This window comes from Paenibacillus sp. ALE3 (assembly GCF_054113405.1).
In genome coordinates this window covers 1,814,308-1,830,956 of record NZ_CM134214.1, presented here as the reverse complement: position 1 = coordinate 1,830,956, position 16,649 = coordinate 1,814,308, and the positions used below count along the sequence as shown (strand labels likewise).

Sequence of the window (16,649 nt, the reverse complement as noted above, 5' to 3'; positions counted from 1 at the left end):
AAAAGACATCTTTAAGCAGCAACCGTTTCTCGGTATTCAATCGGGGAACGGTTGTTTAATTTTTTCTGAAATCTATTTTCATTATAAAAAGAAATGTACTCCCGTACGTGTTGTTCTACCTCCGCTAGGGTTCCGGGTTTCGTTAAATAAATCTTCTCTGTTTTAAGATGGGAGAAGAAGGATTCTATACAGGCATTGTCTAGGCAATTTCCACGCCTTGAATGGCTCCCAAGCATGCCAAGCCGCTTAAGTTTGCGGTTAAACGGCTTGGAGGTATACTGAAAACCCTGGTCTGAATGGAGAATGACACCCTCCATGTTCACGTTCTTACTTAGAACGTCTAGCGTCTCGCTAACTAGAGCAAGGTCATTTCGTTCCGAAAGACGCCAAGCCACGATTTCATTGTTAAACAGATCTTGAATGACAGAGAGATATACAAACCGCTCTCCAGCTCGTATGTATGTAATATCGGTAACCAGCTTGGATAAAGGAGAATCTGCCTGAAATTGTCGATCTAATCGGTTGGCATTTACCACAGATGCCTGTTTGCCAAAAAAGCGCCGCTTCTTTCGAATGACGGAACGGATCCCTAATTTCTTCATTAGGCGGTACACCTTTTTGTGATTGACCAAGATACCTTCTCTACGTAAAGCAACGGTCATCCGCAGATAACCAAAATAGGGATGGATCCGGTGGATCGACAACATATGCGATTCCAGAAGCTCTTCTTCTTGCTTACGCTGCTGGGTTGTTTGCTGAGTCTTTCTCCATTTATAATATCCTGCCCGAGAAACATGGGCTAATTCAAGTAACCATTTCAACGAATATCGTGTTTGCATTCCCTCAATAATTTCAAACCTCGCTTCTTTCCTCGTCACTCCTTGTGTAGATTTGGATACTGCTTTTTTAAATATTCAATCTCCGCCCGTAGATACGCCATCTCCTCTTCCATACTGGAAAATTTCGTTTTGGGTCGTCCCTGCCTTGTGGTCGTTGGCTGGAGGTTCTCCCCCGCTCGATGTTTCATCACCCAGCTTTGCACTTGGGATTTATTACGAATGTCCAATTGTTTCGTCACTTCACGAATACTCATATGTTCTTCGTTCACCAACCGGACTGCCTCCATCTTTACATCTAAGGAGTATTGCCGGAATGATTGTCCCTTTTTAGCCATGAAAAATCCCCTCCGTTCAACAAAATTAAGTCCATCTTAACAGATGTCTTTTCTCTCTTGTCTACTAGAAGGGGATAATACCACAATAGAGCGGCTTTTCCCCTGAAATATAGAACCGGTATACGATTTATACTTTAAATTTACCAATTTGTCCTTGTAGGTCTTCTGCCATTTTGGACAGGTTTCTTGCAGAGGAAGCAATTTCCTCCATCGATGCCAATTGCTCTTGAGTCGCGGCAGATACGTGCTGCGTCCCAGCTGCAGCCTCTTCAGCAATCGCTGAAATTTGTCTAACAAAGCCAACAATCTCATCGGTACTTGCAGACATTTGCTCCGATCCAGCAGAGACCTCTTCAATTTCACTGGCCACTTTATTAACGGTTTCCTGAATAAGCTCAAAGGATGCACCCGCATTTTGCACGACTTCCCGACCTGTCATGACATCTCGCCCATTGGACGCTACCGCTTCAATAGCATGCGAGGTATCCTTTTGTATCAATCCCACCAGTTCCGTAATTTGTTGAGCAGAATGAGCCGATTGTTCAGCCAACTTACGTACTTCACCTGCAACTACAGCAAATCCGCTACCGTGATCTCCTGCGCGGGCTGCTTCAATGGCAGCGTTCAAGGCAAGAAGATTAGTTTGACTTGAAATATTGGTGATGACATCAATAATCTTCCCGATTTCATCTGAACGCTCTCCCAATCCAGCCATAAGATCAGCCAAGCTATTCATAGAGTCATTCACACTATTCATTTGGACAACAGCCTGCTGGATCATCTGATTACCTTCAGCTGATTTGTGAGCCGCATCCTGAGCTGATGCAAAAACATTTTGCGCACGGATTGCAATTTGTTCTACACCGATGGACATTTCCTCAATAGCCTGGGACGATTTGGTCACCATATCCACCTGGTCACCTGTCCCTGTAGCAACTTCTTGCACTGTTTCGGTGATTTGCGCAGTTGCTTGGCTATTTTGCTCTGCGCTGGCCGTCAATTCCTCCGAGGAAGTGGTTACCAGCTCGGTCGTGCTACTTACAGACTGAATCAGTTGACGAAGATTTGCAACCATCGTATTAAAAGAATGGGCCAAAATACTAATCTCATCCTTGCCTTTCACGACAATGGCTTCCCCAGTAAGGTCACCGGACGCAATGCTTTCAGCAGCACGACTGATGCGCAAAATGGGCTTAGAAATAATTTGGGCTATAATGATCGCCATGATCAATGCTAGTATAACGGCTGCAATACTCAAACCGATAACTAATTGTCTGCCTGAAATAAAGTTGTCAACAGCTTCTTTCGTAATCAGTTTTGATCCATCTGCATTCAACTTAATGAGCTGACTGATCATATCGTTTGAACTATACCATAACTTATAGGATTCTTGGTGAAGGATGCTTGATTGAGTGTAATCATTAGCTCTCCCTGCTGCAATCATTTCTGGTAACTTAGTCAAATACTCCGTATAAGTTTTGGAGAATTGTTCATACATTTCACGTTCCTTAGGAGTAGCAATTAATTTTTCGTATGTTTTTCGGCCTTCTTCAACTTTCTTTAAAACCTTATCATATTCGGCCTGAACCTTCTCCATTTCCTCCGTGTCACGTTCTACAATAATGTTTAATGAGAGCCGCTCTACATCAGATATATCACCATTTAGTGTTCCGAGGATGGTCACACTTGGCATCCAATGGCTATCAATTTCCATTGAAGTATCGCCTAACTTTTTCATTCGCGAGATCGATACTGTACTAATCACAACCAACAGGATTATTACCGCAAGGAAACCCAATAACAATTTTGTTCGAATGTTAAATTTCATATATTCGCTCCTTAGTTCTCTTTATAATAGATATTATATCGACAAGAATCGACACATTGTTTATATCAAAATTAAAGGGAATTTCAGAACTGTTTACAAAAGGAAAATTTCTCTTCGTGATCGTTATATAATGATTGACGCTTATTTTATAAACCGCGTGAGAGTATTATTTTTCGTCCATCCAATTCATCCGTTAAAGCATTGCAAGCAAAAAAGAGATACCCCAAAGTGGGTATCCCTTTATGTTTTACTTCCTAGCTATAATCATAAATCGTTCTGCATTTGTCCTAATTCCTTTTGGAGTTTGGTTGTCCAGAATGAATTGTTGGAGTATTTCAAAATCCATTTGTTTTTGTCCAAAGTCAGGAATAATGGGAGTGTGTTTCAAAAGAAAAACTAAGTCTGCAGGAGTCTGATAGTATTCGGTTGCATTAAATTCAAATGACTGAATATCGTTAAAACCCGCTTCATTGAGATCTGTAATACATTGAGTTTTCAACGAGTCTTTCTTAGTACCCAATGCCTGCCCTCTTCCAAACGCTTCTTTAATGTTTAATTTGTCATTTTCGCTCACTTGCTGTGTTAAAAATATACCACCCTTAACTAACACCTTAGCTATTTCTTTTGCAGAGAAACACGAATGTCGAGAAGAGATTACATTAAAGAATTCCTTGGGAAAATTCAGATTTTCAGCATCCATCTGTAGAAAACGAACATTCGCTATGTCTGCTTCAGTAGAATTTTTTCTTGCCGTATCAATCATTCCAGCAGATTGGTCAATTCCGACTAAAAGTAATGCAGAAGCTGCTATTGACAAAATAGCTTCCCCGCCACCCGTGCCGATATCAAGCAATATGTCCGACTTCTCGCACGTCTTCGACACTTCATTATAGAAGTCCCATTTTACTCCTTCAGAAATACATTTCACATTGCTAAAATCCCATCCGTTGATTTTTCCAACCTTATCATAAAACTCTTTATATTCAATTGAATTCATTTTTATCCACCTTCAAATAAGATAATAAACTACAGAATAGCAGACCGAGATCATTCGAAATTTTAGTTTTGTAGTCAATGAGGCAGACTCCCCCCCTTGACAGCTGGTACGCGTTTTTTTCCAGCCCGGAAACTAAATACTTCGAACAATACGGAAAGACATCCATTCACCTCATTTGAAAGTTTGCTTTAATTACATTTCTAATCAGACATGCCACAGTAACCCATATAGAGACAAGTTTAACATAAAATTATAAAAATTTATTAAAAAAGTCTAAAGTAACCTGCGTAGAAAACTCATGTGTTACACCTCAACGTAATGTGAATACAAAATGTCCTCAAAACCCGCAGATGCGACAGAATTGCCTACAATAGTCGCTGACCGCATCTTACCTGTGATAGTATTGCCAGCTATTGAGATATTTTCTAGTCTGTTGGCTGTATTGGCCACTAGATTAACCCCTACACTATTTGCATTATTGAGTTTTATTTGATTGTTTTTAATGTTTGCAGTCAATATTGATGTATCTTCGTCCTTACCGATTGCTATTTGTGCTTTAGCTTTATTCAAGCAATTTATTGCATTTTTTACTACACGTATATCTCCTGCAATAGATTGATCATGCCCAAGTTGTAACACCAGTTCGGACATTGAGTTGATTTTGTTATTCTCTATAGTTATATTTTTTGGATTAGTTCCGTCAAGTAGCAACCCCCATATCCCTAGGTTTTTAGCTCGATCAACTTGAATTGTGGCCGTCCCATAGGTGTCTTGAAGATTATTACTGATAGAATCTCTCACGGTTATATTTCTCGAACCGCAAATGTCTACGAAATGTTGATCATGATTTAACGATTGGACACGCTCAATAAGTACATTATTCGCATGTCCCAACGCAATCAAGTCCCCGTAAGTCCTCGGCTTGGGAGGTAACATCACCGTCTGTAATCGTGAAATTTCGTAACACGATATTTCCAGCTGCTTTAAATCCACCCTTTGTGTCGTAGCCTTTATTAACGAGCAATACGCCGTTTTGCTTCCGTTCACTACTAATCCGTTTGATGATGGTGACACCCATACCAGAGCCTTCTATAATCACTCCGGCGGGTATGACAATACATGCCTTACTGTGAATACTCTTAGCGATACTTAGGAGATACGTACCTTTGCCAAGGATAAGCTTACCGCCTCCCACTCTCTCGAGGTAGTCAAGTGCAGACTGGATAGCTTTTGTCTGATCAGTCCCGTCTCCACTGGCACCAAACATATTAGATGTAACCGTGTTTTTTATTCCTCTATCCAGTTTAGCTTGTAGATCAGAAATGCCGGTAGTGAAAAACCAAACAATCACTAACAAAATTATTGAAATTTTTACCCGCATCATCTAACAACCTTCCCTAGTAATAGTGTATGTTAATACCTTACATTTTAATGGGAAGTAAAGTCAATAATATAATAATATTGGCAGATTTACACTCTGATGCGCATAAGGAGATAGATTAGCATCATTTCGAAGTACGGTTTTGCTTAATGATATTCCTACTATAAATAAACTCTCCGCAATTACCTCGCTCGTAGTCTCTCCATAACCTTATTCATTAAATGCTTGGTATAATTCAACCTTGCATCTCTTAATTGCTCTTTGAACGTTCATACGATCAATCCAAGTATAGGGGCCCTCTATCGGTGAGTTACCCTAATTTGATGGATTTGCAAATTTGCGACATCTTACAAAAAAATAACGCCCACCTCCGAAGAGATAAGCGTTATTCAAATAATTTTTATTTTTTTAGTATTAGTTTCAGCAAAAATACCTATTGATATGTGTGTAAAGCGTAAAATTCAACTCAATTGCGAAGAGCTTCATCGGAACCTCCGCTGCAACGGCCGATAAATTATCGCGAACCTAAGTTCCCCTTACGTCCAATTTCCCGCGCCACGCCTACTTTCAGGACACCTTATTCTCAATCCGCAGCTTGTCTGCGACCATCGCTATAAATTCTGAGTTGGTTGGTTTGGACTTGCTGATATTGATAGTGTAACCGAACAGGTGGGAGATGCTGTCGATATTTCCACGGGTCCATGCTACCTCGATGGCATGGCGAATGGCGCGTTCTACGCGAGATGCCGTCGTTTTGAACTTTTCGGCAATTGCGGGATATAGGGTTTTGGTGATGGCTCCCAATATTTCGATATTATTGTACACCATCGTAATGGCTTCGCGTAGATATTGATAGCCCTTGATGTGAGCTGGTACGCCAATCTCATGGATGATAGCCGTGATGCTGGCATCCAGGTTTTTCGTCTTACCCATAGGCACAACGTTGGACCGCATGGATGAAACGGTTACCGGGCTATTGCTGACTAATTGCGGTCCTACCAATTGGCGTATACGGTTAGCAAGCACTTCCATGTCAAACGGCTTCAAAATATAATAAGATGCCCCGAGTTGAACGGCCCTCTGTGTAATATTTTCTTGACCGAATGCAGTCAGCATAATGATTTTCGGTTGTGGAGTCAGGTTCATTTCTCTTAAACGCTCCAATACACCGAGACCATCCAGATGAGGCATAATAATATCTAAAATAAGTACATCAGGTATGTTGCGGGATTCTGCGATGCGTTGGAGTACTTCTTCACCGTTGAAGGCGATTCCTGTAACTTCCATATCCTCCTGATCGGAAATATATTCAGCAAGCAAATTCGTAAATTCCCGGTTGTCATCAGCCAACAATACCTCAATTTTTTGCAATGTACTTCCTCCTTATTGAGTGTTATTCCATTGGGACATCTGTTTGCATTAAATAAATATTTCTTGTCGGAGTATATGATTTCGACATCGAATTATGAATTCCTTCTGTCGAAAATTATTTTTATTTATTTTTTTTATTAATTCAATTATAATTGAATTTTTATCTTGCAATTCTGAGTTATTCCCCTGCTTTTCGACAAAAAAATCTTAAGGCCACTAGCTCGCCTTAAGATTAGAGGATGACTTCAAGCTCAATTTATTATGCATGATTCCTGCATCACGCAACATCCATTCGATAAAACATCCGTAACCTGATTTAGGATCATTAACGAATACATGTGTTACAGCTCCGATCAGCTTACCATTTTGGATAATCGGACTCCCACTCATTCCTTGCACGATTCCGCCGGTCTTATCTAATAGCTTAGGATCTACAACCCGAATCACAAGCCCTTTGGTTGCCGGTTTATCCTGCTGAGAAATGTGTACAATTTCTGCCTGAAAACGCTGAATTTGTTGACCTTCCAATACAGTCAATATTTCTGCCGGTCCTTCTTTTACTTCATTCGCAAGTCCCACCGGAATGGGCGCCGAATACAATCCATTCTGCGGCTCATCTGACATTTTCCCAAATATTCCGAAGCTCGTATTGCGTTCAATATTTCCTAAGATCCGATGATCTTTGAGAAAATGAGCACGTTTTTCTCCGGGTTCCCCACTCTGGCTCTTCGCAATTGACGTCACATTGGATTGCACAATCTCTCCACTACCCACAACAATGGGAGTTTGAGTATTCATATCGGTAATTACATGACCCAAAGCCCCGTAAACCCCCTGGTCCGGTGCATAAAACGTTAATGTACCTACGCCTGCAGCCGAGTCTCTAATATACAACCCAAGCCGCCACGCTTTATCATCTTGATCATATGCTGGGGTTAACTTGGTGGAAATCGTCTGCTCACCTCGACAAAGCGTGATGTCCAGCGGCTTTTTGTTTTTACCTGCCTCGTCCACGGCTTCAGCTACCCTGGCGAGACTATTGAGGGGTTTGCCGTTCATGTGTGTAATCCGGTCCCCTAGGCGAATACCAGCTGTCTCACCAGGTGACACCTTACGATCATTGCTTTCCTGAATGATATGGTGACCTACGACAAGCACTCCTGAAGATTTTACTTTGACCCCGATCGTCTGCCCCCCTGGGTATACTTTCAAATCGGGAACCACGCTTTCTTGGGTTGTTTGCATGCTTTTAGTGCCGAACAAATCCAAAGAAGCTTGTAGAGGCAGCGCTGCTTGCACATGCTGAGCGTTACCGAGAGAACACATAAGAAAAACAAGCAAAAGACCGAGCAATTTGATCCTGGAGTAAAAATTCAATGGCTGTCACGCTCCCTTTGCTTCTTTCGCTTGACGAGTAAAGGTGGTCGCCAATTGCGTACCTATAAGGTAACCTTGCCCCCAGGCTTTTATAACTGTTAATCATTACGCCAGCCGCTCTTTTCAGGCTTTCTTTCCTTCCGCCAAATTCAGCATTTCCTGTGCGTGATGCAATGTTTTTTCGGTAATTTCTACCCCACCCAGCATCCGTGCCAATTCCTTAACACGACCTTCCTCCGTTAGTCCCTCAATTTGAGTCATGGTCCGTCCGTCATGAACATTTTTCTCAATCAGGTACTGATGATCGGCCATACATGCCACCTGCGGCAAATGAGTAATGGAAAACACCTGACAAACGGAAGACAAACGATAAAGCTTCTCGGCTATGGACTGAGCTGCACGACCACTTACCCCGGTATCCACCTCGTCAAAAATGAGCACCGGAATTTGATCATGACGCGCAAAAATACTTTTCATCGCCAACATGATACGTGATAACTCACCACCGGAAGCGATTTTACCGAGTGGGCGAAGTGGCTCACCTGGATTGGGCGAAATCAGAAATTCCGCATTATCTATCCCTTGCTTGGTAGGTCGTACCTTTAGACCTTTATATTCATATCCACGTGGATCTTCAATTGGATCAATACGCACCTTGAGTGACGTTCTTTCCATTTGAAGATCTTTTAATTCCTGCTCTACTTGCTCTGCAAGCTCTTCAGCACAAATTTCACGTGCCTCTGTAAGCTCTTCAGCAATCTCCAGCAAATTCGAAAGCAACTCATCCCGCTTTGCAATGAGCTGCTCCAGCCGCTCATCTTTATTTTCCAACAGATCGGTTTCCTGCTCAATACGGCTATAGTATTCCAAAATCTGCTCTATACTATCACCATATTTTCGCTGTAACCCGGTAATTTGATTCAAACGTTGCTCCACCTCATGCAGCTTGCCCGGATTAAATTCAATATCCTCACGATAAGAGCGTAATTGAAACGCTGCATCCTCCAACTGATAGAAAGCAGATTGAATCTGCTCCGCAATGGGCTGAAGGCTTTTACTGTCGTAGCTCTGAACATCATTTAATCTGGACAACACGTTATTGACCGTATCCAGACCACCTCTGCCACTTAACAGCTCGTATGCTCCTGATACTCCATCCATCATTTTCTCACTATGGGATAGCTTGACCCGTTCCTCTGCCAATAATTCATCTTCACCCAATTTTAACTCCGCCGCAGCGATCTCTTCCAATTGGAAGCGATACATGTCCAATAGCTGATAAGCCTTTTGACTGGAGCTTTGCAATTCTCTTACTTCTTTTTCCGCTTTGACAAAAGCATTGTAGCGCTCCCGGTAAAGCGCTTTGACTGGACCAATGACCGAGTCACCGAACGTATCCAGCAGCGCAAGATGGCGATCCGCACGCAGCAAGCTTTGATGCTCATGCTGCCCGTGGATATTAACGAGTTGCTCACCTACCTCACGCAGCATCGTTAAATTAACCATCTGACCGTTAATTCGAGATGAGCTTTTCCCCTGAACTGTAAGTTCTCGACGAATCAGCAAATGCTCTTCTGGATTAGCCTTAATCCCTTGTTCCTCCAACGTATTCCAAACGGGATGTTTGACCGGCAATTCAAACAAGGCTTCCATTTCAGCTTTATCACAACCGTAACGCACTAGGTCAGCAGATCCCCTGCCGCCCGCAATCAGCCCAAGTGCGTCGATAATAATGGATTTACCAGCACCAGTTTCTCCGCTCAATACATGAAATCCTTTATAAAAATGAACATCGACAGCTTCTACGACTGCCAAATTCCGTATAGACAAAGTGACCAGCATCGTTCTTTCACCTCTATGATGTACAAATTAAAACGCCTAATATGCGTACTTTATAATTAGGAAATGTAGCCCATAAGACGATTCACGATAGTTTCACTATTTTCTTCCGATCGGCAGATAATCAAAATGGTGTCATCCCCGCTGATCGTACCCATGACCTCAGACCATTCAATATTATCTAATAAAGCAGCAATCGAGTTAGCTGTTCCTGGCAGGCACTTCATCACAATCAGATTGGTTGTGTAGTCAATATGCAAAAAGTTGTCAACCAATGTACGTTTCAGTTTCTGCGTCGGATTGTAGCGCTGGTCTGAAGGCATCGAATATTTATATCTGCCGTCGTCCATTGGAACCTTTATGAGCAGCAGTTCTTTGATATCCCGGGATACAGTTGCCTGAGTGACCTGGAAACCAGCCTCACGCAATGCTTCAACTAAATCATCCTGCGTTTCAATCTCATGTTGTGAAATAATTTCCCTGATTTTAATATGTCGTTGACCCTTCATATAATCCTCCTATGGATTAACCTTCATATTCCTCTTCTTCGAGGTCTTCCACTAATGTAATAAGGCGAATACTTTTCTCGTCCGTATCAACGTACAATACCCCCGCACAGCCCGGATAGAGCAGCAAATAAGGCATAAGCCTGTCCCGTAAATCAGGACCGTTCCACTCCATCGGTTTCTTGCGGCGCGACGTTTTGACCATATATGTCGAACCGTTACGTACAGCTACGTAATCAATAAACAAACGGCTATACACGGTATGTCCATTCACTTTAAAAGCAAGCGGTATTTTCATTTTCCCGCCCACCACTTCATATCCTGCTTCTTCTAGTTGGTCCACAGCAGGTCCTTCGTTCAATTCCTCGTTAATTGGTATCGTTCTTAGCACAAGCGGTCCCGGCTCTTTTAACCAGGCACGCAGGCTATATAAAGCCCATATCCCTAATATCACCCCGATCACAGTGATGATAACCGTATCGTATCGAGTGTCCATGAACCGATCACCTCATGGACATATTCTAGGACAAGATATAAAATCCCTTTTCCTCATACAGGTACGCTGTACCTGCGACCGGATATTCAATTGGGTTCATCACATCTGTGTGAATGAAAATGAATATCTGCAATTATACATCTCATTATAGGCGAACGTGAGTTCTATAATCAATCCCTCACACCAAAAAGAGGTTCTCTTAAGTTCACAGAACTCATGGAGAACCCCTGAATGTCACTTACGCGATGGGCCATTATTAAATGTCTGACCTGCTTCCTGAACAGTTTGTTCAATCAGTGGACTGAAATCCATTTTCTCCAGCTGCGATTCTGCCGCCGGAAGCCCATTCAAACGCCAATGCGCTAAAAATTCAATATTTCCTTCGCCACCTGTTATGGGGGAATAGGCCAAGCCTTGCAATGAAAGTCCAAGCTCATGTGCAAACATCAAGATGGTCTGCAGCACTTCTTTATGCGTAGCAGGATCTCGAACCACGCCAGATTTCCCAACCTTTTCGCGTCCAGCTTCGAATTGAGGCTTAATTAGAGCTACAATATCAGCAGGTTGATGCAACAATGCAAGCAACGGTGGCAAAATAATTCGTAACGAAATAAAAGAAACATCAATACTTGCGAAATTAGGCACAGGACCGCCCAAATCTGCAGGTGTCATATATCTGAAATTTGTTTTCTCCATAACGCATACACGTTCATCATTACGTAGTGACCAATCCAGCTGATTATACCCCACATCAATGGCATACACGTACTGAGCTCCATGCTGAAGCGCACAATCCGTAAAGCCTCCGGTTGATGAACCGATATCCAGCATCGTTCTGCCCCTCATGTCCAGCTCGAATTGACGGATGGCCTTTTCGAGCTTCAACCCTCCACGGCTTACATACGGATGCACCGCCCCTTTAACTTTAAGCTCGCTGGAACGTGGTACCTTCATTCCCGCTTTCTCGATCCGTTCGCTGTCCGCCAACACTAGACCTGCCATGATTGCGGCTTTAGCTTTTTCACGGCTTTCAAAAAAACCTTGTTCTACAAGCAATACATCAATGCGTTCCTTCGGAACAGACATGTTAATCTCCCTTTAGGCAGCCAGGCTGCTCTTGTCATACTTTTTATAATATCATGTTGTTTACTTTAAGTTACCCTATACAGATTGCCCCATGCCATATGCTGGCTCAGCAGACCACTTACGCAGCTTTAAGCACACAGCTTCAACGGTAAGTCCCACTTCAGCGCGCTGCTCTTTGATGGAGCCGTGCTCCACAAACAGATCGGGAATCCCCATTAAGCGCACCTGTGCATCTTGTATTTCTTCTTTAGCGTAAAATTCCAGTACAGCGCTACCCAAACTTCCCGCTTCAGAAGCTTCTTCCAATACGATCAGCTTCGTATGCTGGCGGGCCAGTTCACGCAACATCTCCTCATCCAAAGGCTTGAGGAAGCGTGCATTCACAACGCCCACTTGCATACCCTCACGTTTCATCGCCTCCGCAGCCTCTGTCGCCACTTGGAGCATTGGTCCTGAAGCGATTACAGCGAAGCCCTCACCTTTACGCAGAAACTCCCAACTGCCGATGGGAATAGCCCGCAATTCATTATCCAATGGCACACCAACCACGTTAACACGTGGGTAACGATAAGCAATTGGACCGTCTTCGTAGTCAAGTGCTGTTTTCATCATATGGCGCAGCTCATTTTCATCCTTAGGCATCATAAGCACCAGATTCGGGATATGACGCAGGAATGCTACATCAAACACGCCATGATGAGTTTCACCATCAGCACCAACAAAACCAGCACGATCAATCGCGAACATCACGTTGGCATTATGACGACAAATATCGTGCACAATTTGGTCATATGCACGCTGCATAAAAGTGGAATACACCGCAAATACCGGCTTCATCCCTTCCATTGCTAACGCTGCACACATGGTTGCAGCATGCTGCTCAGCGATACCGACGTCAATCATACGTGTAGGAAACTCTTTACTAAACGGTACTAGCCCTGATCCACCAGGCATTGCAGGGGTGACCGCAATGATCCGCTCATCCTGTTCAGCCAGCTCAATCAGCGTTCTACCGAAAATTTCTGTATACATCGGATTGCCCACGGCTTTGAGTACCTGACCTGATTCAATTTTGTATGGACTGATGCCGTGCCACTTGTGCGAATCGGCCTCCGCAGGTTTATAGCCTTTACCCTTGGTGGTTACGACATGCACTAATACGGGGCCAGTAACGTTATCAGCCTGCTGAAAAGTCTCAATTAGCTTGGACAAATCATGTCCATCCACCGGGCCAAGATACGTAAATCCCAGCTCCTCAAACAGCACACCTGGCACCATCATATATTTAAGACTGTCCTTGACACGGCCAGCCGATTTGGCAAGTTTACCGCCTATAGCGGGTATTTTTTTCAGCAAAACTTCCAGCTCATCCTTTGCCCGCAAATAGTGACGGTCCGAGCGAATTTTGCTCAAATAATTATGCATGGCCCCTACATTCGGGGCGATGGACATTTCATTATCATTCAGAATGACCATTAAATTTTTACGTTCATGACCAATATGGTTTAATGCTTCGAAGGCCATGCCCCCAGTCAATGCTCCGTCCCCGATCATTGCAATAACTTTATTGTCCTCGCCCTTTAAATCTCGTGCCAAGGCCATCCCCATTGCAGCCGAAAGGGAAGTGCTGCTATGTCCAGCTTCCCAAACATCATGCTCGCTCTCGCTTCTTTTTACAAAACCACAAAGTCCATCACGCTGACGAAGTGTATCAAAACGATCCATTCGCCCTGTCAATATTTTGTGCACGTAGGCTTGGTGCCCAACGTCATAAATCATCTTGTCCTTTGGACTGTTATAGCAATAATGCAGGGCGATCGTGAGCTCAACCACTCCCAGATTCGATGCCAGATGCCCCCCAGTCACGGACAGCTTCTCAATCAAAAAGCTCCTGATTTCCTCGGCTAGAGAAGCCAACTCCTCAACCGACAGTGATTTCAGATCGCCTGGTTGCTTTATGTGTGGAAGCAGCACGCATATCTCCCCGCTTTCCTTCAAGTTTGTGTGTAAAGTTAACAAGTATTATATCACACTTTTGGACTGTGCTTAAACGTAGACAAGTCAAACCAGTTCTAATGCTATTAATGATCACGCTTCATCAGGTAATCCGCTATCTCCAGTAAACGCGAAGAATCGGGAATGCCACCTTCTGCAATCACTTTTTTGGCAGACACTGTGAGTTCCTCCACTTGTCGCAGAGATGCGTCCATACCGATGAAATACGGATAGGTAACCTTCTCTTGTTCAACATCACTCTGTGTTTTTTTTCCCATTTTGCTTTCATCGCCTACGAGATCCAATATATCGTCCTGAATTTGAAAGGCCAGGCCCAGATCTCGTCCAAAACAGCGAAGCGCCTCTAGTTGACTCTTGTCTGCCCCAGCAATCCGTCCACCTGCCAAGAGTGAGAAAATGATCAGATCAGCCGTTTTATGAAGGTGGATATATTCCAGTTCCTCGATCCCCGTCATTCCCTGCTCGCCTGACATATCTGCGACCTGTCCACCTACCATACCTCTGGCGCCGCTCATTTCGGATAAATCCTCAACTATGGACAATAGCGCATCGGAAGAAATACCGTGAAGACGACCTGCCTGCACGATGCAATAAAACGCATGGGTCAGCAAAGCATCGCCCGCAAGAACAGCAACCGCCTCGCCGTATACCTTATGATTCGTCAGCTTTCCTCGCCGATAATCATCATCATCCATCGCCGGCAAATCGTCGTGAATGAGGGAATACGTATGTACCATTTCTACCGCACATGCTACTGGCAACGCCGCTTCCCTGCTTCCACCAAATGCTTCCGCAGCAGCGATCACAAGCAGAGGCCGCAGCCGTTTTCCGCCTGCGGTCAGTGAATAGTTCATAGATTCTCGAAGGACATCTGGAATGTCCCAATGCGCCGGAAACTGCTCGGTCAATGCAGACGAAACTGCATCCGCCGTCACAGCCAAATATTCCTTGAACGACAGTCTATTCAAGCCCTTCACCGCCGTTTTCATCCAATCCGCCACCGAAAGGCTTCTTGCGCAAATCTCCATCCTCTTCCACAATCATTTCAATTTTACGTTCGACCTGTTCCAGCTTCTGGCTGCAAAGCTGAGACAGCTTCATCCCCCGCTGGAACAAATCAATGGCTTGCTCCAGAGGAACGTCTCCATGCTCCAGTTGTCCGACAATTTCTTCAAGAGCGGCCATGGCCGCTTCAAAATTCAATTCCGCTTCATTCGCCACCGTGCTTCGCGTCCTCCTTCATTCCCCATACTTGACAGTCTAACTGCCCGTCACTCACTTTTATCTTGATGGAATCTCCCGGTTGTACATCTTTGAGCGACTTGATCAGGCGTTTCTCCTGCTCATCGTATACCAAGCTGTAGCCTCGGGCCATGACTTTGAGCGGACTCAGCGCATCCAGCTGACGAATTCCGGTATGCAGCTGCTGCCGTCCCGTTTTTGTGATCGCACGCATCGCAGACTCCAGCTGACGTTGTGCCATATCCGTCTGCTTGCGCGCCGAACGAATTTGTTCGCGCGGATTAAACCGCTCTAGTACCTGACGCAAACGAGCATTTTTCTCTGCGTTTAAGCGTGAACGGTTAGCTGCTGCGCGGATCAGACGCTGATGCAGCATATCCATCCGCTCTGCATGCTGGAGCATGTAGCGGCGTGGATGCAGCAGCACCGGCGAACGCCGAAGCCTCAGCAAGCGTTCACGACTGGCTTCCAGCCGCTGCCTAAGGGCGTTGCGCAACCGTTGCTCCCGCTGGAGCTGCTGATCCCGAAGCTCTCCCTGGTGAGGCACAGCCAGCTCAGCTGCTGCGGTCGGCGTCGCTGCGCGTAAGTCAGCCACAAAATCGGCAATGGTAAAATCCGTTTCGTGTCCAACAGCCGAAATGACAGGAATGACCGATGTGTAAATGGCACGCGCAACCGCTTCCTCATTAAATGCCCACAGTTCTTCTAAGGAGCCACCGCCCCGTCCGACGATCATCACCTGAACCTCCTGCATACGATTCATGGCTTCAATTGCCTTAACAATCGAGGGGGCAGCACCCTTTCCTTGCACAAGAACAGGATACAACACGATCCCAGCCTGCGGGTATCGGCGTTGAAGTGTGGTGATAATATCACGCACAGCCGCTCCGGTCGGTGACGTAATTACGCCGATGGTTGCCGGGTGAGCGGGCAGATTCCGTTTGCGAGCGGTATCAAACAGCCCTTCTGCATCAAGCTTTTGTTTGAGTTGTTCATAAGCCAAATAAAGGCTGCCTATACCGTCAGGCTGCATTTGCGTCGCATAAAATTGATATTGTCCATCCCGTTCATACACGGATACGTTTCCCCGGGCGATAACACGCGTACCTTCTTTTGGTACGAAAGGGAGCCGTCTATTATGGGTCGCAAACATAATCGAACGTATCCGGCTCCCCTCATCCTTGAGCGTAAAGTACATGTGACCACTCGAATGATGCGTAAAGTTAGAAATCTCCCCGCGTATCCATACATCAGACAGCACCTGATCGGATTCCAGTTTCATCCGGATATAACGATTCAGGTCCTTTATAGAATAAATACGTTGTTGTTCAGCCAC

Annotated in this window: 15 protein-coding genes; all 15 read right to left on the bottom strand. The window is 44.5% G+C overall.

Annotated elements, in window-relative coordinates:
• Positions 1-11: 11 nt before the first annotated feature.
• Positions 12-1,174 (bottom strand): IS3 family transposase gene (locus ACXHJ2_RS08130; RefSeq protein WP_457874729.1). Its coding sequence is split into 2 segments (ribosomal slippage): positions 12-910 and positions 910-1,174, totalling 1,164 coding nucleotides; the frame shifts between segments, so codons are not numbered across the junction.
• Between the two features lie 127 nt (positions 1,175-1,301).
• A complete protein-coding gene (locus ACXHJ2_RS08125; protein ID WP_165079695.1) occupies positions 1,302-3,002 on the bottom strand; it encodes a methyl-accepting chemotaxis protein in 1,701 nt (566 codons plus the stop codon).
• 247 nt (positions 3,003-3,249) lie between these two features.
• Entirely contained in the window at positions 3,250-3,999 is a 750-nt protein-coding gene (locus tag ACXHJ2_RS08120) for a class I SAM-dependent methyltransferase (protein ID WP_025675619.1), read from the bottom strand.
• 303 nt (positions 4,000-4,302) lie between these two features.
• Positions 4,303-4,902 (bottom strand): hypothetical protein, encoded by a 600-nt coding sequence (locus tag ACXHJ2_RS08115; RefSeq protein WP_238791438.1) that lies wholly within the window; start codon positions 4,900-4,902, stop codon positions 4,303-4,305.
• The gene (locus ACXHJ2_RS08110; protein WP_238791436.1) at positions 4,877-5,350 is read right to left on the bottom strand and encodes a glycoside hydrolase family 55 protein; all 474 of its coding nucleotides are present in this window, start codon (positions 5,348-5,350) and stop codon (positions 4,877-4,879) included. Before ACXHJ2_RS08110 ends, ACXHJ2_RS08115 begins: the two co-directional genes overlap by 26 nt.
• 597 nt (positions 5,351-5,947) lie before the next feature.
• A complete protein-coding gene (gene spo0A / locus ACXHJ2_RS08105) occupies positions 5,948-6,751 on the bottom strand; it encodes a sporulation transcription factor Spo0A (RefSeq protein WP_013371763.1) in 804 nt (267 codons plus the stop codon).
• 216 nt (positions 6,752-6,967) lie between these two features.
• Positions 6,968-8,128, bottom strand: coding sequence for a SpoIVB peptidase (gene spoIVB / locus ACXHJ2_RS08100; protein WP_137078798.1), 1,161 nt, complete (start codon positions 8,126-8,128; stop codon positions 6,968-6,970).
• A 123-nt stretch (positions 8,129-8,251) separates the two neighbouring features.
• Positions 8,252-9,970: a DNA repair protein RecN gene (recN, locus tag ACXHJ2_RS08095; RefSeq protein WP_025675616.1), complete on the bottom strand. Its 1,719-nt coding sequence runs from the start codon at positions 9,968-9,970 to the stop codon at positions 8,252-8,254.
• A gap of 56 nt (positions 9,971-10,026) precedes the next feature.
• Positions 10,027-10,476, bottom strand: a complete 450-nt coding sequence (gene ahrC, locus ACXHJ2_RS08090; protein WP_013371768.1) for a transcriptional regulator AhrC/ArgR — start codon at positions 10,474-10,476, stop codon at positions 10,027-10,029.
• A 16-nt stretch (positions 10,477-10,492) separates the two neighbouring features.
• Positions 10,493-10,969 carry a hypothetical protein gene (locus tag ACXHJ2_RS08085; RefSeq protein ID WP_165079694.1) on the bottom strand — a complete coding sequence of 159 codons (477 nt, stop codon included), beginning with the start codon at positions 10,967-10,969 and terminating at the stop codon, positions 10,493-10,495.
• 234 nt (positions 10,970-11,203) lie between these two features.
• Entirely contained in the window at positions 11,204-12,055 is an 852-nt protein-coding gene (locus ACXHJ2_RS08080) for a TlyA family RNA methyltransferase (protein ID WP_165079693.1), read from the bottom strand.
• Positions 12,056-12,130: 75 nt separating this feature from the next.
• Positions 12,131-14,029 (bottom strand): 1-deoxy-D-xylulose-5-phosphate synthase, encoded by a 1,899-nt coding sequence (gene dxs, locus ACXHJ2_RS08075; RefSeq protein WP_013371771.1) that lies wholly within the window; start codon positions 14,027-14,029, stop codon positions 12,131-12,133.
• Positions 14,030-14,136: 107 nt separating this feature from the next.
• Positions 14,137-15,060: a polyprenyl synthetase family protein gene (locus ACXHJ2_RS08070; RefSeq protein WP_165079692.1), complete on the bottom strand. Its 924-nt coding sequence runs from the start codon at positions 15,058-15,060 to the stop codon at positions 14,137-14,139.
• Positions 15,032-15,292 (bottom strand): exodeoxyribonuclease VII small subunit, encoded by a 261-nt coding sequence (gene xseB / locus ACXHJ2_RS08065; RefSeq protein ID WP_013371773.1) that lies wholly within the window; start codon positions 15,290-15,292, stop codon positions 15,032-15,034. The genes ACXHJ2_RS08070 and xseB overlap by 29 nt, the downstream gene beginning before the upstream one ends.
• Positions 15,282-16,595, bottom strand: coding sequence for an exodeoxyribonuclease VII large subunit (gene xseA / locus ACXHJ2_RS08060; protein ID WP_238790991.1), 1,314 nt, complete (start codon positions 16,593-16,595; stop codon positions 15,282-15,284). The genes xseB and xseA overlap by 11 nt, the downstream gene beginning before the upstream one ends.
• Between the last annotated feature and the right edge of the window lie 54 nt (positions 16,596-16,649).